Origin of the sequence: Streptomyces sp. WMMC1477, assembly GCF_027460245.1 — a bacterium.
GTDB lineage: Bacteria > Actinomycetota > Actinomycetes > Streptomycetales > Streptomycetaceae > Streptomyces.
Genome location: NZ_JAPZBD010000003.1, coordinates 1,863,954 through 1,886,314 on the forward strand (window position 1 = coordinate 1,863,954; position 22,361 = coordinate 1,886,314).

Genomic DNA, 22,361 nt, shown 5'->3' on the forward strand with positions numbered 1-22,361 from the left:
CGGGCCGTCACGTCGCGACCGGAGGGGGCCCGGGGGACCGGTCCACTCAGGACCGGTCGCCTCAGGTGCGGCAGGCGACGGTGGGGGCGGCGGCTGGCGCGGGTGCGGCCCGGCTGCCCGGGCGCACACCACCACCGGCCATGCGCCGCTCCTGACACCGCCCGACGGGGCCCGGGGGAGGAGCCCTCCCGCCCGGGGCGCGCCGCGTCCAGCCGCCGGTTACGCAGCCGCGTCGAAACCGGTGTCGCGAGCCATGCGCTTGAGCTCCAGCAGCGCGTGCTTCTCGATCTGGCGGATCCGCTCGCGGGTCAGCCCGTGCTGCTTGCCGACCTCGGTCAGCGTCCGCTCGCGACCGTCCTCGATCCCGTAGCGGGCGCGGATGATGGAGGCCGTCCGGTTGTCGAGCCGGCCGATGAGGCTCTCCAGCTCCTCGCTGCGCAGCAGCGTCAGCACGGACTGCTCGGGCGAGATCGCCGAGGTGTCCTCCAGCAGGTCGCCGAACTGCGTCTCCCCCTCGTCGTCCACGGACATGTTCAGGCTCACCGGGTCCCGGGCCCAGTCGAGCACGTCGGTGACGCGCTCGGGCGAGGAGCCCAGCTCGGCGGCTATCTCCGTCGCCTCGGGCTCGCGCCCGTACTCACGGCCGAACTCCCGCTGCACGCGCCGGATACGGCCGAGCTCCTCGACGAGGTGCACGGGCAGCCGGATCGTGCGCGACTGGTCCGCGATGGAGCGGGTGATCGCCTGACGGATCCACCACGTCGCGTAGGTGGAGAACTTGAAGCCCTTGGTGTAGTCGAACTTCTCCACGGCCCGCACGAGGCCCGCGTTGCCCTCCTGGATCAGGTCGAGCAGGGGCAGGCCACTGCGTGGGTACCGGCGGGCGACGGCGACCACGAGGCGCAGGTTGGACCGGATGAAGACGTCTTTCGCCCGCTCGCCCTCGGCTACGACGGCCTCGAGCTCCTCGCGCGTGGCCTGCTCTCCGGCGCCGCCGGCGAGCGGTTCCTCCGCACCCTCCAGGATGCGGCGGGCGTAGACCCCGGCCTCGATCGCGAGCGAGAGTTCCACCTCTCTGGCGGCGTCCAGCAGAGGCGTGCGGGCGATCTCGTCGAGGTACATGCCGACCAGGTCACGGTCGGCGACATCGCCGCCTACGCGCGCACTGTTCGCCGCTTCAGCACCTTCGACGGCGGGCTGCTGACGACGGGCGACGGCACGGGTTGCCATGCGCTCTCCCTTGCGTGTGTCACTTGCTGGGCGGTGGCGGACCGGACACCCGTGTCTGAGGACGCCCGGAACTTCCGTCCTGCCTGACCGGGTAACCGTTTCCGAACATCTCAACGAGTCGAATCAGGACAGAATTCCCAACTTGCCCGCCGTTTTTTTGATCATGCAGTATCCTGGCCCGCCACAGCTCGGAGGGGGACGCGTGGCAGGCCCGGCAGAGGTGCAGGTCAGGCCGGGCGACGAGGAGGACCTCGACGCCCTGACGACGCTCTACAACCACTACGTCACTGAGACGCCGATCACCTTCGACCTGACGCCGTTCACCCCCGACGAGCGACGTCCGTGGCTGCTGTCCTACTCCAAGGACGGCCCCCACCGGCTCCTGGTTGCGGAGGAGAGCGCCTCCGCGTCAGACGGCCGCCGCGCCGCCGCGTCCGTTTCGGCCCCCGTTCCCGTCCCCGCCCCCGGCCGGCTGCTCGGCTACGCCACGAGCAGCCCGTTCCGGGCCAGGCCCGCCTACGCGGGCTCCGTCGAGGTCACCGTCTACCTCGACCCGCGTGCCGTCGGGCGCGGCGTCGGCTCCCTCCTCTACCGCCGCCTCCTCGCCGAGCTCGCCGACGGGGACGTCCACCGCGCCTTCGCCGCCATCGCGCTCCCGAACGAGGCCTCCGTCCGTCTCCACACCCGGTTCGGCTTCCGGTACGTCGGGACGTTCGGCGAGGCCGGGCGGAAGTTCGGCCGCTACTGGGACGTCGCCTGGTACGAGAAGTCACTGCCGGGTTAACGGCGCCGAACCGAACCGCCCGCACCCCCCTACCGCGCGCCGGAAACACCCCTATGTCGCGGGAGCCCGGCACGTCCTCCCGACCGACGCGGACAGCCTGCACGGCAGGGCCCGCGGTCTCCGCGCGCCCTGGTCCTTCGTCCCCGGGACGCCACGGAAGTGAGAGTCACCATGCCCGCGACATCCACGCGTGCCACCTCGCATGACACCCGCCATGACGGGACGCATGCCGTCGCCGCCCCCCACCGCGCCGCCCTCCAGGACGCGGCCCCGCACGACGCGAACGACCTCGGGAACACCCACCCTGCGAACACCCAACCGGCGAACGCGCAGTTCGCGAGCGCCACCGAGCCGGACTCGGACGGCTACGAGGCGTCCGTCGCGCACACGACAGAGCAGGTCCGCGCCGCACAGCGCCTGCGCCATCAGGTCTTCGCCGAGGAGATGGGCGCCCGGCTCCACACCCCGCTCGCAGGCCACGACATCGACGATGTCGACGAGATCGCCGACCACCTCGTCGTCACGGAGCGCGGCTCCCACACGATCGTGGGCACCTACCGGCTGGTGCCGCCCGGCCGCAGCGAGCGGCTGTACTCCGACAGCGAGTTCGACCTGGCCTCGCTCACCGCCCTGCGTCCGACGCTGATCGAGGCCGGCCGTTCCTGCGTCCACCCCGACCACCGCAACGGCACCGTGATCAACCTCCTCTGGTCGGCGCTGGCCCGCTACGTCCTGCTCTCCGGCCACCGCTACCTCGCCGGCTGCGCCTCCGTGCCCCTCTCCGACGGCGGCCGGGCCGCGCACACCGCCTGGCGGCTCGCCGAGGGCAGGCACGCCGCCCCCGACTCGCTGCGCGTCACCCCGCGACAGCCCTGGCGGCCCGTCGCGCCGGCCCCCGAACGCACCTCGCCGACCGATCTGCCGCCGCTGCTGCGCGGCTACCTGCGCGTCGGCGCCTGGCTGTGCGGACCCCCGGCCCACGACCCCGAGTTCCACACCGCCGACTTCTTCACGCTGCTCGACATGGCGCGCATGAACGAGCGCTACCGCCGCTACTTCCTCGGCGAGACGGCGAGCGGGGCAGAGCGGTGACGCTCTGGCGCGTCACCTCGTCGTGCACGGCGAGGTGCGTGGGGCGCGCCACCCGGACGGTGTCCGCCGCGACCGCCGCCCGGCGGCTGTCCGCCCTCGGCGCGACGGTCGGGCGGGCGGCCCGCGACGGCGAGGGGCTCGCCGACCCGGTGCTGCTGCGCGACCGGGCCCGGGGCGTGCTCGGCTCACTGGGCATCGCCCTGGAGGTCTCCGGTGCGCCCCTGCCCGGCTTCGGTCCCCGCCGTCCGGCCGACGGCCCCGGAACGCTGATCGTCGCCAACCACATCTCCTGGCTCGACGCCGTCGCCCTGCTCGCCGCCGCGCCCACCCCGCTGCTCGCCAAGCGGGAGGTGGCGGAGTGGCCGGTGCTCGGACGGCTCGCCCGGCGGGCCGGCACGCTGTTCATCGACCGGGACGCCGTCCGCACGCTGCCCGACGTCGTCGCGGACGTCGCCGCCGTCCTGCGCAACGGGCGGCCCCTCGCCCTCTTCCCCGCGGCCACCACCTGGTGCACGGCGCCGGGCGGCGCCTTCCGCCGGGCCACCTTCCAGGCCGCCATCGACGCGGGCGCCCCCGTACAGGCGGTGACCCTCGGCTACCGCCAGTACGGCGAGCCGAGCACCGTCCCCGCCTACGTCGGCGAGTCGTCGTTCCCGACGTCGCTGCGCCACGTCGCGCGGTGCGCCGGGCTCGCCATCACGGTCCGGGCGCACCCGCCGCTCCCGTCGGCCGGCCTCGACCGCCGGGAGCTGGCCCGGCTCGCCCAGGCCTCCATGGCCGACCCCGCCCCGCCGTCTCGCCCGGCTGCCGAAGTACCCGTTCACGTCTGACCCTCCGCCCGGACACCGCCGGAAGCGCGGCGGAAACGCGCGCCGGGGCGGCACCAGCCGTGCGCCGGTGCCGCCCCGCTCCCCGCCGTCGTCAGTGCGCCAGCACCGGCACCGGCTCCGGGTCGTCCGCGCCCTTCGTGCTCCCGGCGACCGGGCCACCGCCCTGCTGGCCCCGGGCGTTGACCAGTGTGAAGGCCAGGGCCGAGGCGCCCAGCAGAATGCCGAACGCCACCCAGATCGCCGTCGTGTAGCCATGCACGACCGCGAGCATCCGGACGTCGCCCACGACCTTCGTCGAGGGAACGTAGGACGCCGCGGCACTCGCCGCGATGGTGTTCAGCAGGGCCGTACCGATCGCACCGCCCACCTGCTGCGAGGTGTTGACCATCGCGGAGGCCACCCCCGCGTCCTGGGGCCGCACGTTGTGCGTCGCGAGCGCCATCGCCGGCATGAACGCCGTTCCCATGCCCAGGCCCAGCAGCAGCTGGGCGGGAAGGATCAGGGTCGCGTAGGAGCTGTCGAGGTCGAGCCGCGTCAGCAGCAGCATGCCGAGCGAGGCCACCAGGAACCCGGGCCCCATCAGGAACCGCGGCCGCACCCGCGTCATCAGGCGCGCGCCGATCTGCGTGGAGCCGGTCACCATGCCGGCGATCATCGGCAGGAACGCGAAGCCGGTCGTCATCGCGTTGTAGCCCTTCACCAACTGCAGGTAGTAGGTGAGGAAGAGGAACAGACCGAACATCGCGATGATCGCGAGACCGAGGGAGAGGTACACGCCGCCGCGGTTGCGGTCGGCGACCACGCGCAGCGGCAGCAGCGGCGCCTTCGTGCGGGCCTCCGTGACGACGAAGGCAACGAGCAGCACACCGGACACCGCGAACGTCCCCAGCGTCCCCGCGTCCGTCCAGCCGTACTCCTCGGCCCGGGTGAAGCCGTACACGAGGGCGACCAGACCGGTGGTCGAGAGCAGCACCCCGGGGATGTCCAGGGAGGACCGGTTCCGGGCACCCGCGGGCTCCCGGATGAACAGCACCGCCCCGACGGCCGCGACGGCCGCGAACGGGATGTTGACGTAGAAGGTCCAGCGCCAGTCCAGGTACTCGGTGAGGACGCCGCCGAGGATCAGGCCGATCGCACCGCCGCCGCCCGCGATGGCGCCGTAGATGCCGAAGGCCTTGGCCCGCTCCCTGGCGTCGGTGAACATCACCGACAGCAGCGACAGCGCCGCCGGGGCCAGCAGGGCACCGAACACGCCCTGCAGGGCCCGGGCGCCGAACAGCATGCCCTGGTTGACGGCCATGCCGCCCAGCGCGGAGGCCAGGGCGAAGCCGATCAGCCCCGTCACGAACGTCCGCTGACGTCCCCACAGGTCGGCGATGCGACCGCCGAAGAGGAGCAGCCCACCGAAGGCGAGCGCGTAGGCCGTGATGACCCACTGCTTGTTGGCCTCGGATATGTCCAGGTCCTGCTGGGCCGAGGGCAGTGCGATGTTCACGATGGTGGCGTCCAGCACGACCATCAGTTGGGCGGTGGCGATGAAGGCCAGGGCCTTCCATCGCTGCGGATCAGGTTGGATGGGCGGCGCGTCGGACACCACGGAATCCCCCTAGAGAGAACGAACGGGAAGAGAACGGGAAGAGAACGGAGAGAGAGCCGGAGTCACTCGGGCTGCCGCAGGGCCTCCAAGGTCACCGGGGAGCCCGGCAGTTCGGAGCCGGCCGGGGCCCGCAGACCGTCGAGGAATAGCTGGATGTGCCGGGCCATGAACGGCTCGAACCGCCCGCAACCGGTGCCCGGCAGCGGCCGGCTGAGCTGGCTGAGCGCCATCAGCAGGTCCCCCACCGCCACGTCCGTCCGCACGGCCCCGGCCTCCTGGGCCCGCACCAGCACCGCGTCGACGAACACCTGCAACCGGTCCCGCGACGCGACCCACTCGGGGTGCTCGTGGTCGACCGTCTGCGTGATCAGCGGGCACAGCGCCCCGATCCGCTCCTCCACGGCACCGGACACGAAACCGCACAGGGCCTCGAACGGGTCACCCGCGTCACCCAGCGCTCGCTCGGCCCGCTCGGCGATCCGGTCCGTGACCCGCTGCACGACCCCCAGCACGAGGGCGCCCCGGTCCGGGAAGTTCCGGTACAGCGTCGCGTTGCCCACCCCGGCCCGCCGGGCCACCTCATCGAGCGGCACCTCGGCGCCCAGCTCGGCGAACAGCTCCCGGGCGGCGTCCACGATCCGCTCCCGGTTGCGCAGCGCGTCGGCCCGCATACCGGCACCCCCTTTCGGTCAGCTCCAACACAACCACAAACGGGGACCTGTTCCCCACTTATTTCCCGCACCCCCGGTGACCTGCGTCACCCGCCCCCACGCCCCGCGTTCCCCTCCCCCGCCACCCGGCCGCTACACTGGCCCCGGCACACCCCGGCCTCCGTAGCTCAGGGGATAGAGCACCGCTCTCCTAAAGCGGGTGTCGCAGGTTCGAATCCTGCCGGGGGCACAACGCGTTACCGCTCTGACCTGGGGTTTATCCCCCAGGGAGGGCTCTTACTCGGCCTCGGACTTCTCGTCCGGGGCCGTTTGCGTGAGCGGTGCGTGAGCGGACGGAGAGTTGATCTCCGAAATTTCTCCCAACGGATCAGCATCATCCGGCACGGACTCCGGGCCGGGATGCTCCGCGTCTTCGGGCTTGGGCTCCGCCGCGGGAGCGGTGTTCGCGGAGGTGACGCGGGCGCGCGGTACGAGCCGGGCAGCGGCCTCGGCGATGGCGAGGTCCGCCTCGGGGAGCAGGCTCGTGTACGTGTCGGCCGTGATGGTGATCGAGGAGTGGCCGAGCATCTCCTGGATGTCCTTCAGGTCGGCCCCGGCCGCGTGGGCGAGGGTCGCGGCACCGTGGCGGAGGTCGTGGAGCCGGACTGGTGGGAGGTCGATCTCCTCGTACAGCTCGATGAACCGCCGTGTGACGTTGGCGGGGTGGAGCATCTCGCCGTTTTCCTTGGTGAAGACGCGTCCGGTCTCCACCCAGGCGCTCCCCCACTCCTTGCGGTCCTTGTCCTGCTGGGCGCGGTGCCGCTTGAGGGCCTGGACCGTGTCGGAGTCCAGCGCGATGGTCCGAGCGCCAGCGTCAGTCTTGGGGTCGTCTTCGTACACCTCCCAGCCGTCCACGACGAGTTGCTTGGCGACGGTGATGAGACCGGCGTCCAGGTTGGTGTCGGTCCACTTCTGGCCGCATGCCTCGCCCCGTCGCAGTCCGCGGAACGCGATCAGGTGGAAGAGGGCGTACAGACGGTCCTCCGCGACGTGGTCGAGGAAGAGGCCGGTGTGCTCCGGCGTCCAGACCATCACCGACGACGGCTTCTCGCCGGTGCGCTTCCAGTGGAGGATGCGCTCCTCGGTCCACACGAGAGCCTTGGGCCGCTTGCCCGCCTCCAATTCGACGTGGGCGGCCGGGTTGAAGGTGATCAACTGCTGGGCGATCGCAGCGTTCAGTGCAGCCCGCAGCGTGGAGCGAACGCGCTGGCGTGTGGCCGGTCCCACGATGCGGCGATAGGGCTCCATTTCGGCGATGGCTTCCCTCATCGCCTTGCGGCGGGCTCGGGGCTCGCGGCCCTTCCAGGGGATCTCGGCGAGGTCCTCGAACGCCTTGCGGCGGGCTGCGTTGCCTTCGGCGATCTCGACGTTGGCCTCGGCGATGGCCTCGAACATCTCCGACAGGTGGGCGACCCGGAGGCGGTCGAGCCGGTAGTGCCCTATCCGTGGTTTGAGGTGGACACGGATGTTGCTCTCGTCGCGGCTGATGGCGCTCTGCCGCCCCTTCTTGCCCGCCAGCCACATGTCCAGCCACTCGCCGACCGTGAGCCTGCTCGTCAGGTCAAGGCCGTGGCTGAGGCGCCTGCGGGTGGCCTCGATGTTCGGCAGCGGGGCCTTATCGTCGGCCACCTTCTCCAACAACTCGGCTATCTGGGCCAGGCCCTCGGAGTCGTCGGCGTCGGCCAGGCCGACGAGCGCGCGCACGTGGTCGAGGTCCGCCTGGGCGGCCTTGAGGGAGTCGTAGCCGGCGCGGCTGAAGGAGCGGCGGGTGCCGTCTTCGCGGGGCGGAAGCTCCTGGCGTATGGAGTACGAGCCGTGCTTGCGGCCGGAGAGCTTGGGGCATTTCTTGCCGAGCGGGTTGCCAGTGTGAGGGTCGCGGCAGTAGCAGCGGCGGTGGGTGGAACCCTTCAAAGATCGTTCTCCTCGGTGGGGTCGGTACCGGGTGGGTCGACGTCGTCAAGCTGCGAGGGCAGGTGGGGTGGAGTGCCGCCGGCTTCGCGGATGGCGTCGCGGTGGCGTCGTAGTTCGTGCTTGGCGTTGGCGGCCTGATCGGCGTACCGGGCCAAGGCGCGCTCGGCTGCTTCCCGCTGGACGCGGTTGGGGGCGGTCTTGACCTTCCAGCGTTCGTAGTCCTCACTCTCCACGGCGGCCAAGGCTGAGCGGAGTTCGAGGTCGTGGGCCAGGAAGTGGTCGAGCATGTAGTCGGTGGCGTCATCGGCAGCCGAACTGCCGGTGAACCACTGCAGGGCGTCCCAGGCCGGTCGCGGTTCCTCGTAGGGGAGTTGGCGGACCTCGTCGACGTAGCCGACGGGGTAGATCAGGCTGATCGGGGACATGCGCAGGGCCTTGGCGAAGACCATGACCTCGACCAGAGGGAGGACGGCGCGGCGGCCGGACTCCATGTTGGCGATCACGTTGCGGGGGATCGGGTAGCCGATCTCCTCGCATCTGTCGGCCAGATCCTGTGCGCTCCACCGCAGTTCCTTCCGTCGTCTGCGGACCTCGCCGGCCACGGTGGCCATGACGTGGTCCTCCCATTCGAGGTCGTCGGCCTCGGTGTCTTCTTCGTATCCATGGTCGGAACGGGTTTGTGTCATGAAGACACATTAACTTGCCTAACGTTGATTCCATGGCCGGGAGACGAGCGCGATCGCCGTGTTCGCCGAGGGCTCAGTCATGGATGGAGCGCGTATGCGCGAGAACGAACCCGTCGGCCGGGCGAAGGGCATGAGCCGCGAGGAGCTGCTGGAGCTTCCCGCCGCTGTTGACCTGGAGACGGGCAACCGGGCGCTGGGGCTGGGGCGGAGCAAGGGGTACGAGCTGGCGAAGCGAGGCCAGTACCCGTGCAAGGTGCTGAGGCTGGGCAACGCCTACCGGGTGGTGACCGCAGACCTGTTGGTTCTGTTGGGCCTGGCCGCGTGAGAGCGGGGAACCATAGCAGACGGTTCTGCGCTGAGCTGACACAGAAACGCTGGACTGTTGCCGGGCGTGGACGTACCGTCCGTGTTCCCTCGCGATGGCCTGGCGCCCGCGAGAAAAGGGTGGGCCCCCGGCGGTGCAACGCCGGAGGCCCGATGACTCCCCACCAGTCCCATGTGAACCGACCCGGCGGCCAGGGCATGCCAGCCCGCCACCGCCAGACAAGGAGCTGCCGAGTGCAACCCGAGAACCCCGAGCCCTATTCCGCCCCCGCCCAGGCCGTCTGGCCCGCAGCAGCCATCCCCGGCCGACCCGGCGCCCACCTGCACTCCACGCAGGCCGACGACGCCGATCCGAGCCCCACCGGTGATGCGGACGACGCCCGCAGCGCCGACGAGGCCAAGACGCCGAGCGAACTCGTGGAGATACCCGACGCGGAGCCGACCCACGGCTCGAAGCTGCTGGACGAACTGCACGGGCAGATCGCCCAGTTCGTGATCCCGCCCTCCCCGGAAGCCCTGGACGCGATCACCCTGTGGGTGGCGGCAACGCACATGCAGCCCTCGTGGCAGCACGCCCCGCGCCTGGCGGTGGTGGGGCCGGCGAAGCGGTGCGGCAAGTCACGGCTCCTGGACGTGCTGACCGAGACGGTCCACGAACCGATGCTCACCATCAACACCACCCCGGCGGCCATCTTCCGATCGATCTCCGAGGACAACCCGCCAACCCTCCTGGTGGACGAGGCGGACACCATCTTCGGCCCGAAGGTCGCGGAGAAGAACGAGGAGACGCGCGGCCTGCTCAACGCCGGCCACCAGCGGGGTCGTTACGTGACCCGGGTGGTGGGCAACGACCACACCCCGCACCGCTTCGCGACCTTCGCCATGGCGGCCATCGCGGGGATCGGCGAGCTGCCCGACACGGTTATGGACCGGTCGGTGGTGATCCGGATGCGGCGCCGGCCGAGGGCGAGAAGGTCAAGCCCTTCCGCTCCCGTCGTGACATCCCGGCCCTGCACGATCTGCGCGACCGTATCGCCGCGTGGGCCAGGCCCCTGCTGGACGAGGCCGCGGACCTGGAGCCGGAGATGCCGGTCGAGGACCGTGCCGCGGACACCTGGGAGCCCCTGGTCATCGTCGCCGACCTGGCTGGCGGGCACTGGCCCCGGCGGGCGCGCCTCGCGTGCGCGCGGATGGTCGCCGCCGAAGTGGCGGCCGAGGAGGACCACCCGAGCGGGGCGCGGATTCTCGCCGATATCCGCCGGGTGTTCTACGCCCAGCGTGAGGTGGAGAGCCTGTCCACCGCGGAACTCCTCCACCACCTGCGCCAAGACGCGGAGGCTCCGTGGGCGGAGTGGGGGCGGGGCGGGCTGACCGCCCGCGAGCTGGGCAGGATGCTGCGCGAGTTCGAGATCAGGCCCGGCAACGTGCGCATGGCGGACCGGACTCAGCGCAAGGGCTACATGCGCAACAAGTTCCTCGATGCCTGGAGCCGGTACTGCCCCACCATCCACTCAGTGGACACCCAGGCGGCCCGCCCGGTGAACCACCCGCCGTTCACTGAGTGAACGCCCTCTGCCCGGCGAACTCGACGCGGGCTGAACTCCGCCCCCCTTGTTGCCGTCCCTGCCGTCCTTGCCGTGATCTCGCAGGTCAAACGGTATACCGGCAAGACGGGAACCGGGGTCAAGACGGCAATGCGATCCGCGATCGCAGCCCTGCCGCAAGAGGCTGCCCGCATCCGTCTTGCGCCGTCCCCCGCCGTCCTGCCGTATCAGCGCAGGTCACAGCAACGCCCGCTGGGACGGAAGACGCAACGCCACCGTCCCGGCCCGGGGCACGGCCACACCGGCACCAGGCCCGCCAGGACGCGTCGACGTCTTGCTCCGAGTCGGAGCAAGACGTCGACGCCACCCGCCAGGACGGAAGGCCGAGGCGGTTGCCGTACCCGCTGTGACCTGCGCCTGCAACGGCAAAGACGCACCACACCACTACCCCAGGAGCACCCCGCTTGAAGGTCCCTCTCATGTCCCGTCACCGAGACCGCCCGCCGCTGGACGACCAGCCCGGTCAGAGGCAACCAGCGAAGACGAAGCCGACTGCGGAGCAGTACGTGCTCCGCGCGGCCGGCATCGTCATCGTGGCCCTTACCGCCGGTGCGTTCTGGCTCTCCTACGCCCACCTGGCCGAGGTCGCCGCCCAACACGGACTCCGCGACTCACCGACCCGCCGATGGGCGTGGCCCGCGACGCTGGACGCGTTCATCGTCGCGGGCGAACTCCTCATGCTCCGTGCGGGCCTGCGCCGCGTCACCGACCTGTGGGCCATCGGCGTGACCGTTATCGGATCGGTCGGCTCGATCGGGCTCAACGTGGCCGGGGTGACCGGCACGCGCGACGCCAGCAGCGTCCCATTGCTCGACTATGTGGTCGCCGCGGTTCCCCCGGCCGCCGCGATGGTGGCCTTCGGCGTGCTGATGCGGCAGATCCAAGCGCTCGTCGCACAGCCTGATGTCGACCCATCGGGCCCCGATTCGGTGCAGGTGCCGGAGCCGCCGGTCACCGCATCCGTCCACCTCGACGAGGCCCTGGCCGTCGCGGTCGGCCGGTCCGGCGAGGTTCCGGATGGGCGCGTCGGGCCTGCCGAGCTATTGACTCAGCCCGTCCCGGCCGATGGGCTGTCGGCCGCTGCATCCGTCCAGTCGCCGGAATCGCCCGCCTCCGCTGCGGCGGGCAAGGTGCGCGGTGGCCGTCCGCCCGGGGCTCCTCTTGAGGAACTCGTGGAGATCGGCCGGGCTGCTGCCGCTGAGCAGGGCAAGCTCACCCGGGCCGTCGTCCGCGCGGCGGTTGAGGACAAAGGGCTGACGGTCGGCAGCCAGCGGCTGACTGAGGTGATGGACATCCTCCGCGCCGAACTCGAAGCCTCCGCCGAGACCGATCGGCCCGGCGGCTGACCGGAACCGCCGCCGGGTGACCGGAACCTTTCCGGTCACCCGGCCCGCTGGCCGCTGCCCCGTGTAACGCACGGTCGTCCACACCTGTGGATACGGCGGCAGCCGTCCGAACTCCATCTGATCTCCGCCGTGACCCGCACTCCCTCCCCACCCCGCTCTGGAGAACCGTCCATGACGCACGACCGGTGCCGCCCCGACCACATTCCCGATGATCCGCAACCGCTGACGAAGTCCCCTACGCTGATGGACCGTTGGCGCCGCGCGTTCGGACGACCTGCCCCGGGCGGAGCCAGTAGTACCCCAAGTCCGACTCAAGGCCGGTCTTCGGGGGTCTCCGCCCCGGGGGTGGCGGAGACGGCCCAGCACCAGGGGGCGCCAGGCCAGGACGTCGGGGCCGAGAGCGGCCCCGACGCGGACACCCTCCACACCGTCCAATGCGAGACCCTGCGCCCCGTACGCGCCGCCGACACCGCCGAGAGCGTCGGCGGTGAGCCGGTCGTGAAGAGCGTGCAGCCCACGATCCGCCGCTTCACCGGCACCAAGCGCGTCGTCCGCGTCGGCCCCCTGCGCTTCACCGGCGACGAGCACACCCGTCTCCAGGAGGCCGCCGCCGAGCACGGCTACAGGGGCGACTCCGGCTTCGCCGCCGACATCGTCCTCGCCTTCATCACCGGCCGGTTCACCGCCAACCTGCCTCTGTCCGAGGACCGCCGCCGCACCCACGTCTTCCGCGCTCAGGTCCTGCGCCAGCTCAACCGGATCGGCGTCAACATCAACCAGATCGCCCGCGCCCTCAACAGCGACCACACCCCACCCGACATCCGCCAACGCCTCATCGAACTCCACGACCTGCTGGAGCTGATCGCCGAAGCCCTGCGCAAGCCCGCCGACCCGGAGACGGAGGCAGCCGCGTGATCGCAGCCATCAAACCGACCGGGGCCAACACCCGCGGCCTGCTCGCCTACCTCTACGGCCCCGGCGACCACGACGAACACCTCGACCCGCACATCGTGGCCGGCTTCGCGATGCTCGGCATGCCCGACCCCGGCCGCGACGAGAACGCCACCCTCACCGAACTCGCCCGCCACCTCGACGCACCCGTACGGCTACGCAACGGCGAGTTCGGCAAGCCGGTCGCCGACCATGTTTGGCACTGCCCGGTCCGTGCCGCCCCCGAGGACCGTTACCTCTCCGATGCCGAGTGGGGCGAGATCGCGCAGCGCATCGTCCAGGCGGCTGGCATCGCTCCGGCCGGGGATGACCTGGGCTGCCGTTGGATCGCCGTCCGCCATGCCGATGACCACATCCACATCCTCGCCACCACCGTTCGCGAAGACGGCCGCCGCCCCAAGCTCCACGGCAGCGGCGTGCGCGTCGGTGACGCCTGCCGCGAGATCGAGAAGGAATACGGGCTACGGCAGTTGAAGAAAGGGGACGGAACCGGAAGCCGTCGCCCGACTCAGGCCGAGATGCACAAGGCCGAACGCCTCGGCTGGCAACAGCCCAGCCCCGAGTGGCTCCAGGACCGCATCCGCGCCGCCATCCCCCACGTGACCAACGCCGAGGAATTCATCGCTTACCTACAAGCCAGCGGCGTCGAGGTCCAGGTCCGGCGCGGCCCGTCAGGAGACCTTCTCGGCTACGCCGCCGGCCGCCCCGGCGACGTCAACGAGACCGGCGAGCAGATTTACCACCCCGGAAGCAAGATCTCCCCCGACCTCTCCCTGCCCAAAATCAAGGCCCGTCTCAAATCCAGCCGACCCGAGGAACACCCCACCGCCCGCCGCATCCACCCCAGCAGCCCGTGGCATCAAGCCGCTGACGCCCTCGACACCCTGCACACCGACCTCGCCGACGACGCCCACGCCCAGGCTCGCATCACCGCCCTCGGCGAACTTCTTGAAGCCACCGCCCAGTCGGCACCCGCCCACCTGCAGGCCGAACTCCACGCCGCCTCCAAGGCGTTCGCCCGGGCCCAGCGCTCCCAGATCCGGGCGGAAGACCGAGCCGCCCACGCCCTGCGCAGCGCGGCACGCGACACCGTCCACACCGCCACCGGTCCCGACGGCAGCGCCCTGGCCGCCCTGGCCGCAGCCCTCGTCTGGGCCACCATCGTCGCCGCGCGCTGGCACGAAGCGAAGAACCACGCCCACCAGGCCGACTCCGCCCGCCAGGCCGTCCAGCACCTCCAGACAGCTGCCGACCGAGCCCTCGCCCCGACGCTCGCCGAACTCACAGCCCGCCCACCCAGGAATCAAGCCCGGCGCGTCCTCGCCAGCGATGTGCGGGCAGCCGTCCCCGACCACGCCGAGCGCATCCTCACCGACCCGGCCTGGCCCGCGCTCGCCACCGTCCTCGCCGACGCCGAAGCCCTCGGCCACCAACCCCACCAGCTCCTCAAGGAAGCCGCTGCCCAGCGTGAGCTGACCACCGCACGACAGCCCGCCCGCGTCCTGATCACCCGCATCCAGCACACCGGCCGAAACCCAGCACCCAACCGCCGAGCCGAAGCCGCCCGCCGCCGCTCCACCCTCGCAGGATCAATCCGCGTCCGGCAAACCCACGACGGTCAGCTTCCGCCGACGGCTACGACGCCTACCGAACAGCAGCGCCGACAGCGCCGATAGGGACCGTCAGGCCCGCAGGGGTTGCGTTCCTCTGGTATCGGAGGAACGTGTGAGGCTTTCCCGGATCACGCTGTCGCTGGCGCGCAGAGCCGACGTCAGTTCTCCTCGCAGCTCGTCCGGGAAGACCCCCGTGCCGAGGGCGCAGGCCCGCACCAGCGCGCGACAGTCGTGTACTTGCCGGTCCGTGGCGATCTCGGCGAACAGGGGGTGAGCCAAATTCTCTCGGACCGCGTAGCCGTCCTCGGCGTCCGTCGTCCTGCGGTGGAGGTCCTCGACGATGCGGTGCGCGGCGGACGCCTCGGCGGACCCGATCGCGTCGAGGACGGTAAGTCCGAGGCGGGTGTCGAAGACGGTCATCCCGGGTTCGGTCTTCCGTCCGGAGTAGGCCGTCACCAGGTCGGCCAGGTGGCTGTCGATCGGCTGCCCGGCGTCACGGCGGCACAGGACGGTCAGGCATGCCGTGACGGCTTGTTCCCACGGGTCGCCAGGCTTCGTGTCGGTAAGGAGACCAGCAGCCCCTGCCGTGTCGTTCGCAGCGAGGGCGGCGAGTACGGCGACCTGCCGACCGTCGAGCATCCGCTGTCCGATGCCATGGTGGGCTTCGATGTGCGCCAGGGCCTCGGCCCATCGCCCCTCGGTGGTGAGGGTGCGCGTGCCATCTGCGAGGAGGACGCGCCACAGCCATGCGCGAACTTCCTGGCGGTCTTCGCTGGTCGCTGTGAGGTACGCAGGTACGGTGACGCCCTCGAACCGTGCCGCTGTGCCGGTCTCCACGGCCCTGTACAGGTCGAGAAGTCGCTGACGCCCCTCATCGGCGTGGCCGGCGCGGATCTGGAGGCGGGCGAGGTTGATGACCGGTTCCAGTCCTCGGATTGCGCTCATGCCGGGCAGGGGGCAGGCGTAGAGGTAGGCGACGGCGTGCTGGTGGCACATCTCGCGGGCGAGGTCGGGAAGGTCGAGGTCGGAGGCGAGGAGCGCGGCTTGGTTGTAGAAGGCCGACGCGAGACCCTGGTCGGCCTTCCTCACCGCGGTGTCGGCCAGGTCGACGAGTGCACGCACACGTTCAGGCAGGGGCCGGCAGGCGGGGCGGAATCGGGCGACGAGCGGGAAGCGCTGGGCTGTGAGGCCGTGCGGGTCCATGGATCTCCCCCGGGTTGAAAGCAAGGATTGCTGAGGCGACGGTGCCCGCCAGCCGTGTACCGACGGGCACCGTCCGCTACGCGTGGTGCGTCATCGCCAGTCGACGACGATGCGGTTCAGCGGGGTGTCGAGGACGAAGAAGCCGGGGCGCTGCTCGATGGCGGGGGTGTCGAGGGGCTGGATTTCGAACGTGGCCTCACGGCCTCGGTAGTCGTGATCCCAGGAGCGGATGATGTCGGCGACCTTCGCGGCCAGTTCGTCGCTGCCGGGGCCGTGGCCGATGACGCCGAACTCCCAGAGCTTGTCGCCCTCGGGGGTCTGCTCCTTCGAAAGGCGCCGGGCGAGGTAGGTGACGGCACCATTGTCGACGACCGCGGTCGACGAGGGGTAGGGGTCCTCGGTGAGCAGAGTGCCCTTGGCGCTCTGGGGGAACAGCATCCGGATCAGGCCGGAGGGCAGGGAGCAGGTGACGAACAGTTCCATCCATTCCGGTGACTCCATGGCGCGGACCGTCATGCCGGTCCACTCCTCGGCGCGCGGCTGGTCAAGCACACCTGCGAGGGCATCGGCGTCGATGCTGAGCCCGGCGGGGGCCTGGAGTCGTACGGTGCCGTCCGTGCTGAGCGGGATCACTCGGCGGTCGTCGTCGGCGATGCCCCGCCGAAGCGGCATGAAGGTGTTCATCTCGCTGCCGAGGGACACCCACCGGCCGTCACGCTGCTCGTAGGCGATGGAGCGGGACACCGTGCCCTTGAGGCGCTGGGGGACGAGGAGCCGGCCGCCGGGGGCGAGCTGCTGCAGCCAGGCGTGCGGCACGCCGTGCGCGCCCACTGTGGCGATGATCCGGTCGTACGGCGCTGCTTCGGCGTAGCCGAGTGCCCCGTCGCGGGTCACGGCCTCGGCGTTCGTGATCCCTGCGGCGGCGAGGTGCGCACGGGCGCCTTCCACGAGGTCCTCGTCGACGTCGAGGGTGGTCACGTGTCCGCTCTCGCCGACCAGGTGGGCGAGGAGACCGGCGTTGTATCCGGTGCCGGCGCCGAGTTCGAGGATGCGTTCGCCGGGCTGGGCTTCGAGCTGGTCCAGCATGAGGGCAACGACGCCTGGCTGGGAGGCGCAGGAGATGGAGGTGCCGTCGGTGTCGTACTTGATGTGCACGGGCGCGTTGGCGTAGGCGTCTTCGAGCGACGCGTCGGGCACGAACACGTGGCGGGGCACGGTCCGCAGCGCGGTCTCGACGGCGGGCGTGCGGGCGTGTCCGTCCGCGCGGAGCTGGTCGACCAAGGCGTTGCGGAGGCGCTCGGCGTCCGCCGTGGGGGTGGTGATCGTATCGGTGTTCACCGCGCTGACGCTATCGATGTCGGCCGTTGCCTCGGTGGGCGACTCGGTGTGGTCACTCGTTCCCATGACTACCTCTCGTGCGATGTGGGACAGGGCGCTCTGGTCGTCCCGGAGGAGACCGGCGCGGTTGGCGTGGAAGATCACGTGGTGCGCGATGACGGCTCTCAGGCCGCGGGTGAGGGCGCCACGGCCTGCGAGGTCGGCGAGCGTGGCTCCTGTCCGTTCGAAGGCAGTGACCCACTCGTCATACCTGTGCAGTGGACCGTTCGGGCAGCAGAGGCTGTAGGCATCCACGGTCATCAACTTCTGCACGGGCGAGGTCAGTTCAACGGCTCGTTCGCGTGGTGGTGGATTGGTGGCTGGTCTAAGGGCTGCGACTTTCGCCCATACGTCGCCCTGTTCGAACCAGTCGAGTCCAGCGCCGCGCATCATGGCGCTCGCGAGCAGGATGGCGGTTTCCCGGCGTCCCAAGTGCATCGGGCCCGGCTGGTAGGTGAGCAGGTGGCGGGAGTCGCTGTGGAACAGTTCGTGGGCCGCGTCCATGGCCTCGGGTCCGCCGAAGGTGTCGGTCTCGGGCTCGTAGATGCTGGGCAGGCACGACACGGCCACACCGTCGCCGATGAGATCGCTCAGAAGCGCCTCGATGGCTGGTGAGGGCTTGTCGGCGAGGTAACGCAGCGGCCAGGGCTGCTTGTTCATGAACCACCAGCCGGTGAGCTGCCCTTCGGCCTCGGCCTCGATCAGGGCGGGGCCGAGGCGTCCGGCGATGGTGTGGCGTGCCATCTCGCGGTCGACGAAGGTGATGTTGTGCTGCTGCCAGCGGTCGGGAGGCATAAGGGTCCTTCGGTTGGTGGATCAAGCGATGAGGAGGCATGCGTCCCAGGCGGACCGGGGTGGTGCGGCGGTGCTGGGCGCGAGGAGGACCAGGGCTATGCCAGCGGCCCCGTCGAGGAGGCCGGAGCTGCCTTGCTGGTCCTGGATGAGCGCCTTGGCCATGAGTTCGGGGTCGGTGCCCGGTGGGATGACCGCAGCCAGGAGGGCTGGGATCGCGACTCGGAGTTTTCCCGCGGTTGAGGGGTGGGCGTCGTCGGCCGTCCGCGCGGCAGCGTGGGCGAGGCCGGCGAACCCGTGGCAGAGGCCGTTGTCCGTTGTGGCCTTCAGCTGGTCGGGATCGGTGAGGGCGGCCACGAGCGCGTTCTCCGCGTCGATCTGGCGTCGGGTGTCGCCGAGGGCGAGCGCGGCAAGTTGCTGGGCGCGGGCGAGGCCGGCGGTGCCGTAGCACCAAGACGGTCGCCGGGGCGCGGACGGGGCGAGACGCGCCCTGCTCAGCTCGCTTCGAGTGACCCAGTACGGCCAGACCGGCCCGCCGTCGGCCTTCTCCTTCCAGCGGTCCAGCCAGGTCAGGATGGTGTGCAGTGCCGCGTGGTGCCCGTCGGTCACGGAGCCGTTCCGAGCGGCGAGGGCCAGGAGCGCGAGCACGCCGCCGATGCCGTGCGCCATACCGGTGTTGGCGTGTCCGCCGGGAAATTGGTCATCCGGGCTGCCGGAGGGACCGGTCTCCGTCCACCAGCCCGGCAGGGTCTCGCCGTGGTGGGTGATCGGTTCGGTGAGGCGCACGCAGTAGTCGAGAACGGCGCGCATCGTGGAGCTGCCGGGGTTTCGGCGCAGTAGGTAGGCGCCGTATCCGATGAGGCCCCGGATGGCGTCGAACTCGGCGAGCTGCGGCAGGCGTCCGGCATCGATGCGGCGGTGCGCGGCATCGAGACGGCGCCCGACGTTGACGGCGATCTGTCCGTCCATCGCGTCGAGGGCTCGCTGGTAGGAGCCGGGAAGGTGGTCGGCAGCACAGGTCACGGCGTGGGCGAAGGCGGGCGCCCCGTAGAACGGGTGGCTGTCCGGGCCGCTGGTGAGCGGCTGCCGACAGGCGGCGGCGAGCCAGGCGTGGGCGTGGTGCCACGGGCCGAGGCCGCTCGCGGCCCGCTCGATGTGCAGCAGCGCGATTCCGGGAGGGCCGTAAGCAAGATGCTGCCGGTCCGAGGACAGCGTCCTGGAGCCGAGGGGCACGGTGTCGGGATCGGCGAGTTGGGCGGCGATGGCATCGACCAGGCCGAGCACGGGGTGGACGGTCACGAAGCCCTCCCCCTGGTGCGGGCTGTCCAGGCCAGGGCGGCGGCGCGCGCCAGGTAGAGGCACACCTCTTCCTCCGGGAAGTTCACGGCGACGTGGCGCACGAAGTGGACGTGCAGCAGGGAGGTCAGGACGTCATCGACGGCGATGCCCTGAGTGTCCGGGCCGGGCAGGTGCGGCCGGTACGCGGCGAGCGCCGTATCCCGGTCGCCCCATCCCGACACGATGGCGTCCCCGCCCGGGACACGGCGCAGCCCCGCCCAGTCGTCGCTCGGGTCGGCGAGCCGTACGGCATCGGTGAACTGCGGGCGAGGAACGGGAGCGGGGGCTGTCGGCGGGATGTGGTCGATCAGCCACCGCATCCCGGCTGCGGTGCTGCCGAGGAACGCGGAGGCGATGGCGACCGTGTGGGCCGCCACTAGCGTGCGCAGTCCGGGGTGCTGTGGCTGCGCGAGTTGGGCCAGGATGGCGCGCGAGTCCGCCCGGAAAACCTCCTCGGCGGCCTCCCATGCGGCGCCGGAGCCCCAGCGGCCCATCTCCCGGTAGGAGGTGGGATAGCGCAGGTCGGCCAGCAGGCCGATGCTTCGTAGCTCGTCAGCCCAGGCGCTCACCGTTCGGGCCGTGTCGGCGAAGGCTTCCCGGCCGGGGAGGGCGATGCGTACGCGGAGATGCTGGTCCGGGTCGCGGAAGCGGATGAACCACCACGGTGGGTTGCCGAGTTGTTCGAGGAGGCCGGGCAAGTGCCTGGAAAGCAAGTCGTCTTGGCGTCTGGAATCGCCGTACAGGGCGGCCAGGAGAACAGAGAAAGCGGCGGGCGTCTGCGTCTGGGCCGCAGACAGGGCACGGGCCCGGCTGGGGGCGGGCAGTGGTGGCCACGTCGGCGGTCGGGTCGCCTTGAGCGGAACTACGACCTCGTGGGCTCGCCCGCCACACCAGCCGTACGCCTCCGGTTCCGGGGCCTCGACGAGCACGGCGAGGCGCGAATGGTCGAGGTGCCTGCGCAGGAGCGCACGCTGGCCGGCCTCGTCGAGGTCGAGGAAAAGGCGCCGGTCGTCCTCGACGAGATGGACGCGGCGCGGCAGCCTCCGCCGGGCACGCCAGTCGCTGAGGGCGGCGTCCCACTCAGCCCGAGGGCGGACATGGCCGGGCAGTTCGGACGCTTCCAGACGCCAGCGTGCCGGGGCCAGCACGATCCGGCCGTACCGCAGACGTGGAAGGAACGGCATCGCCGCTGCGGCGCCCCAGTCGAAGACGGTGACCTGCGCGCACTGGGCGCGGGACAGTTCGGTGAGGAACCGCACCAGCGGCGGGGTGTGGGCGCGCAGGTTCAGCGCGTGCATCCCAACGGCCTCCACGCGGTGGCCTCGCTCAGGGACAGCGAGGTACATGCGGCGGCCGTCGCACCCCACGGCCAAGTCCTCCGGGGTGAGGACGGTGTCCTGCGGGGCGCGGTGTTCCTGAAAGCTGATCACAGTGGGCAGGGCCTGTGGGGCGCGAGTGACGTGGGCGCTCGCGGGGAACAGGGGCGGGAATGAAACCTGCGCGGGCATGGTGTTGCCGTCTGCGGCCGGGAGGTCGGCAAGCTCGGCGGTCAGGGCCTCGCGGTCGGCGGGAGCCAGCACACTGAGGAACCGGCCCGTGGAGACGCCGATACCACGGGACACGCTCACCATCTCCAGCCGAAAATGCCCACGCTGCAACTCCGCCAGGCTGGCCGCGTACACCCGCACCCCGATCTCCAAGTGCGGCGGCAGCCGAGGCTCGTCGGAACCCACGCCCAGCGCCTCAATCTGTTCGTCCGTGAGGATCACTTCGTCACGGCCGTCGAGCGCGACGGTCTGAGCCAGCCCTACGAGGGCGTCATCCCGACCGGAGACGCGGGGCCTGCGTGCGCCGGCCGGAGCGCCTGGGTAGCCGTCGGGATAGCCAGTGCCGCTGTCCGCGACGACCTCCGCGAGCGGCACCATCGTGCCGATGCCGTACCGCTCGTAGAACCGCTGGTGGTACTCGTTCCAGGCGGCGGTCCCGTACGGGCGGATACTCAAGCGGGTCAGGACGAGAGCGGCGCGCTCGATCTCTCGGGCGACCGCTTCCGGCAGAACGAGCCGCGCATCCAGGCGGAGGTCGAGCGCGACGGGATGGCGACGCAGGCCCGGGACGAGGTCTCGCATCCGCGCCGCGACGCTGTCCCGGCCACCGTGCGTGGCGCACTCCTCCAGGCCCACCCGGATGGCACGGAGTTCGCGTACGGTCTCCGCGACCGGGGCGAGGCTTCCAGCGTCGACGGCGTCGAGTTGGTCCACCAGATACCCGAGGGCATCGGTCTCGGTGCTCGGAGCGTGCAGACCCGTGATCAGCACCCGCCGCCTGATCAGCTCCGCCAGCAGTTGACGTGCCTTCTCTGGACCGGCCCCGGGGAACTCCGTCTGGAGCTTGTCCACGAGGGTGCCGAACCGGATCGGCGCCCTGCTCGCGGCAAGGACCGCGTGCACCGGTCCGGTCAGGGCCAAAGACGCCTCGACCGCGCGAGTCCGGTCGTCCTGGACGTCAGGCTGGAACGGCACGATGAGCCGGTCACCCCGGTACGTCACGGTGTTGTTGACAACGACGGGCAGCCTCTCGAGGAGGTCCGAGCACGACTCCAGCCGTTCGACCAGGGCCGCCAACCACTCTGCCCCTGCACGGCCGACGGCCACGTGCTCCTCGCCCCAGTCGGCCCGCGCCTGGGGGCCGAACTCCGCGGTGGCCACGCCGGCGAACAGGCCGAAGGGCGTCGCCCGGTGTTGGGCGCGCAGCAGGTAGCGGGCCACGGACAGCGCCGCGCGCTGCACATCCCGGAGGGCTGGGTGCTCGGCCGTGCACAGGGCCTCTACCTGCGCGGCCAGGACCGGGCTGGAGTACCGGAGGGCCTCGGCGACGTCCTTGTCCGCCCAGGCCGCGCGTAGCCACGCCACACAGGCAGACGCACCACTGGGCGAGCGGTCGTCGAGGTCAGGACATGGAGGAAACGGCAGT

16 protein-coding genes, 1 tRNA gene and 1 pseudogene are annotated in these 22,361 nt (G+C 71.1%); 9 read left to right on the top strand and 9 right to left on the bottom strand.

From position 1 onward, the window contains the following. Positions 1-219: 219 nt before the first annotated feature. Positions 220-1,230, bottom strand: a complete 1,011-nt coding sequence (locus O7609_RS08505; protein ID WP_269734351.1) for a sigma-70 family RNA polymerase sigma factor — start codon at positions 1,228-1,230, stop codon at positions 220-222. A 202-nt stretch (positions 1,231-1,432) separates the two neighbouring features. Between O7609_RS08505 and O7609_RS08510 the strand changes: the two genes are divergently transcribed. From O7609_RS08510 to O7609_RS08520, 3 genes are all read left to right on the top strand, one after another. Beyond that, the gene (locus tag O7609_RS08510; RefSeq protein WP_269734352.1) at positions 1,433-2,014 is read left to right on the top strand and encodes a GNAT family N-acetyltransferase; all 582 of its coding nucleotides are present in this window, start codon (positions 1,433-1,435) and stop codon (positions 2,012-2,014) included. A 171-nt stretch (positions 2,015-2,185) separates the two neighbouring features. Further along, positions 2,186-3,106 carry a GNAT family N-acetyltransferase gene (locus O7609_RS08515; RefSeq protein WP_269734353.1) on the top strand — a complete coding sequence of 307 codons (921 nt, stop codon included), beginning with the start codon at positions 2,186-2,188 and terminating at the stop codon, positions 3,104-3,106. 38 nt (positions 3,107-3,144) lie between these two features. Continuing rightward, positions 3,145-3,936 carry a lysophospholipid acyltransferase family protein gene (locus O7609_RS08520; RefSeq protein WP_269734354.1) on the top strand — a complete coding sequence of 264 codons (792 nt, stop codon included), beginning with the start codon at positions 3,145-3,147 and terminating at the stop codon, positions 3,934-3,936. A 91-nt stretch (positions 3,937-4,027) separates the two neighbouring features. Here the strand turns inward: O7609_RS08520 and O7609_RS08525 are convergent, their stop codons facing one another. Further along, on the bottom strand, positions 4,028-5,530 hold the full coding sequence (locus O7609_RS08525; protein WP_269743350.1) for an MFS transporter: 1,503 nt from the start codon (positions 5,528-5,530) through the stop codon (positions 4,028-4,030). Positions 5,531-5,595: 65 nt separating this feature from the next. Continuing rightward, complete coding sequence (locus O7609_RS08530) at positions 5,596-6,204, bottom strand: TetR/AcrR family transcriptional regulator (protein ID WP_269743351.1); 609 nt, start codon at positions 6,202-6,204, stop codon at positions 5,596-5,598. A 156-nt stretch (positions 6,205-6,360) separates the two neighbouring features. Here O7609_RS08530 and O7609_RS08535 point away from each other — a divergent pair. Beyond that, positions 6,361-6,433: transfer RNA gene (locus O7609_RS08535), tRNA-Arg, on the top strand. Positions 6,434-6,480: 47 nt separating this feature from the next. Here the strand turns inward: O7609_RS08535 and O7609_RS08540 are convergent. Beyond that, a complete protein-coding gene (locus O7609_RS08540; RefSeq protein ID WP_269743352.1) occupies positions 6,481-8,154 on the bottom strand; it encodes a site-specific integrase in 1,674 nt (557 codons plus the stop codon). Continuing rightward, positions 8,151-8,840 carry a helix-turn-helix domain-containing protein gene (locus O7609_RS08545; protein WP_269743353.1) on the bottom strand — a complete coding sequence of 230 codons (690 nt, stop codon included), beginning with the start codon at positions 8,838-8,840 and terminating at the stop codon, positions 8,151-8,153. Before O7609_RS08545 ends, O7609_RS08540 begins: the two co-directional genes overlap by 4 nt. Before the next feature lie 94 nt (positions 8,841-8,934). Between O7609_RS08545 and O7609_RS08550 the strand changes: the two genes are divergently transcribed. The 5 genes and pseudogenes from O7609_RS08550 to O7609_RS08570 all read left to right on the top strand — a co-directional run bounded on the left by O7609_RS08550 (position 8,935) and on the right by O7609_RS08570 (position 14,741). Beyond that, entirely contained in the window at positions 8,935-9,165 is a 231-nt protein-coding gene (locus tag O7609_RS08550; protein WP_269743354.1) for a hypothetical protein, read from the top strand. A 233-nt stretch (positions 9,166-9,398) separates the two neighbouring features. Next, positions 9,399-10,729: pseudogene (locus O7609_RS08555) on the top strand (DUF3631 domain-containing protein). A gap of 545 nt (positions 10,730-11,274) precedes the next feature. Then, positions 11,275-12,114 carry a DUF2637 domain-containing protein gene (locus O7609_RS08560; RefSeq protein ID WP_269743355.1) on the top strand — a complete coding sequence of 280 codons (840 nt, stop codon included), beginning with the start codon at positions 11,275-11,277 and terminating at the stop codon, positions 12,112-12,114. Positions 12,115-12,459: 345 nt separating this feature from the next. Further along, on the top strand, positions 12,460-13,029 hold the full coding sequence (locus O7609_RS08565) for a MobC family plasmid mobilization relaxosome protein (protein ID WP_269743356.1): 570 nt from the start codon (positions 12,460-12,462) through the stop codon (positions 13,027-13,029). After that, positions 13,026-14,741, top strand: a complete 1,716-nt coding sequence (locus O7609_RS08570) for a relaxase/mobilization nuclease domain-containing protein (protein WP_269743357.1) — start codon at positions 13,026-13,028, stop codon at positions 14,739-14,741. Before O7609_RS08565 ends, O7609_RS08570 begins: the two co-directional genes overlap by 4 nt. Positions 14,742-14,747: 6 nt before the next feature. On the opposite strand, the gene O7609_RS08575 is transcribed toward O7609_RS08570, so the two are convergent. The 4 genes from O7609_RS08575 to O7609_RS08590 all read right to left on the bottom strand — a co-directional run bounded on the left by O7609_RS08575 (position 14,748) and on the right by O7609_RS08590 (position 22,300). Continuing rightward, positions 14,748-15,881: a hypothetical protein gene (locus O7609_RS08575; RefSeq protein ID WP_269743358.1), complete on the bottom strand. Its 1,134-nt coding sequence runs from the start codon at positions 15,879-15,881 to the stop codon at positions 14,748-14,750. Positions 15,882-15,971: 90 nt separating this feature from the next. After that, entirely contained in the window at positions 15,972-18,053 is a 2,082-nt protein-coding gene (gene fxlM, locus O7609_RS08580; RefSeq protein ID WP_269743359.1) for a methyltransferase, FxLD system, read from the bottom strand. A 21-nt stretch (positions 18,054-18,074) separates the two neighbouring features. Next, positions 18,075-19,349, bottom strand: coding sequence for a lanthionine synthetase C family protein (locus O7609_RS08585; protein WP_269743360.1), 1,275 nt, complete (start codon positions 19,347-19,349; stop codon positions 18,075-18,077). Continuing rightward, entirely contained in the window at positions 19,346-22,300 is a 2,955-nt protein-coding gene (locus O7609_RS08590; protein WP_269743361.1) for a lantibiotic dehydratase, read from the bottom strand. The genes O7609_RS08585 and O7609_RS08590 overlap by 4 nt, the downstream gene beginning before the upstream one ends. Between the last annotated feature and the right edge of the window lie 61 nt (positions 22,301-22,361).

What these genes read in the sequence shown, in the direction of transcription:
- O7609_RS08505 (WP_269734351.1), bottom strand. Translation starts at nt 1,230, where the DNA reads ATGGCAACCCGTGCCGTCGCCCGTCGTCAGCAGCCCGCCGTCGAAGGT.
- O7609_RS08515 (WP_269734353.1), top strand. Translation starts at nt 2,186, where the DNA reads ATGCCCGCGACATCCACGCGTGCCACCTCGCATGACACCCGCCATGAC.
- O7609_RS08530 (WP_269743351.1), bottom strand. Translation starts at nt 6,204, where the DNA reads ATGCGGGCCGACGCGCTGCGCAACCGGGAGCGGATCGTGGACGCCGCC.
- O7609_RS08545 (WP_269743353.1), bottom strand. Translation starts at nt 8,840, where the DNA reads ATGACACAAACCCGTTCCGACCATGGATACGAAGAAGACACCGAGGCC.
- O7609_RS08550 (WP_269743354.1), top strand. Translation starts at nt 8,935, where the DNA reads ATGCGCGAGAACGAACCCGTCGGCCGGGCGAAGGGCATGAGCCGCGAG.
- O7609_RS08575 (WP_269743358.1), bottom strand. Translation starts at nt 15,881, where the DNA reads ATGGACCCGCACGGCCTCACAGCCCAGCGCTTCCCGCTCGTCGCCCGA.
- fxlM (WP_269743359.1), bottom strand. Translation starts at nt 18,053, where the DNA reads ATGCCTCCCGACCGCTGGCAGCAGCACAACATCACCTTCGTCGACCGC.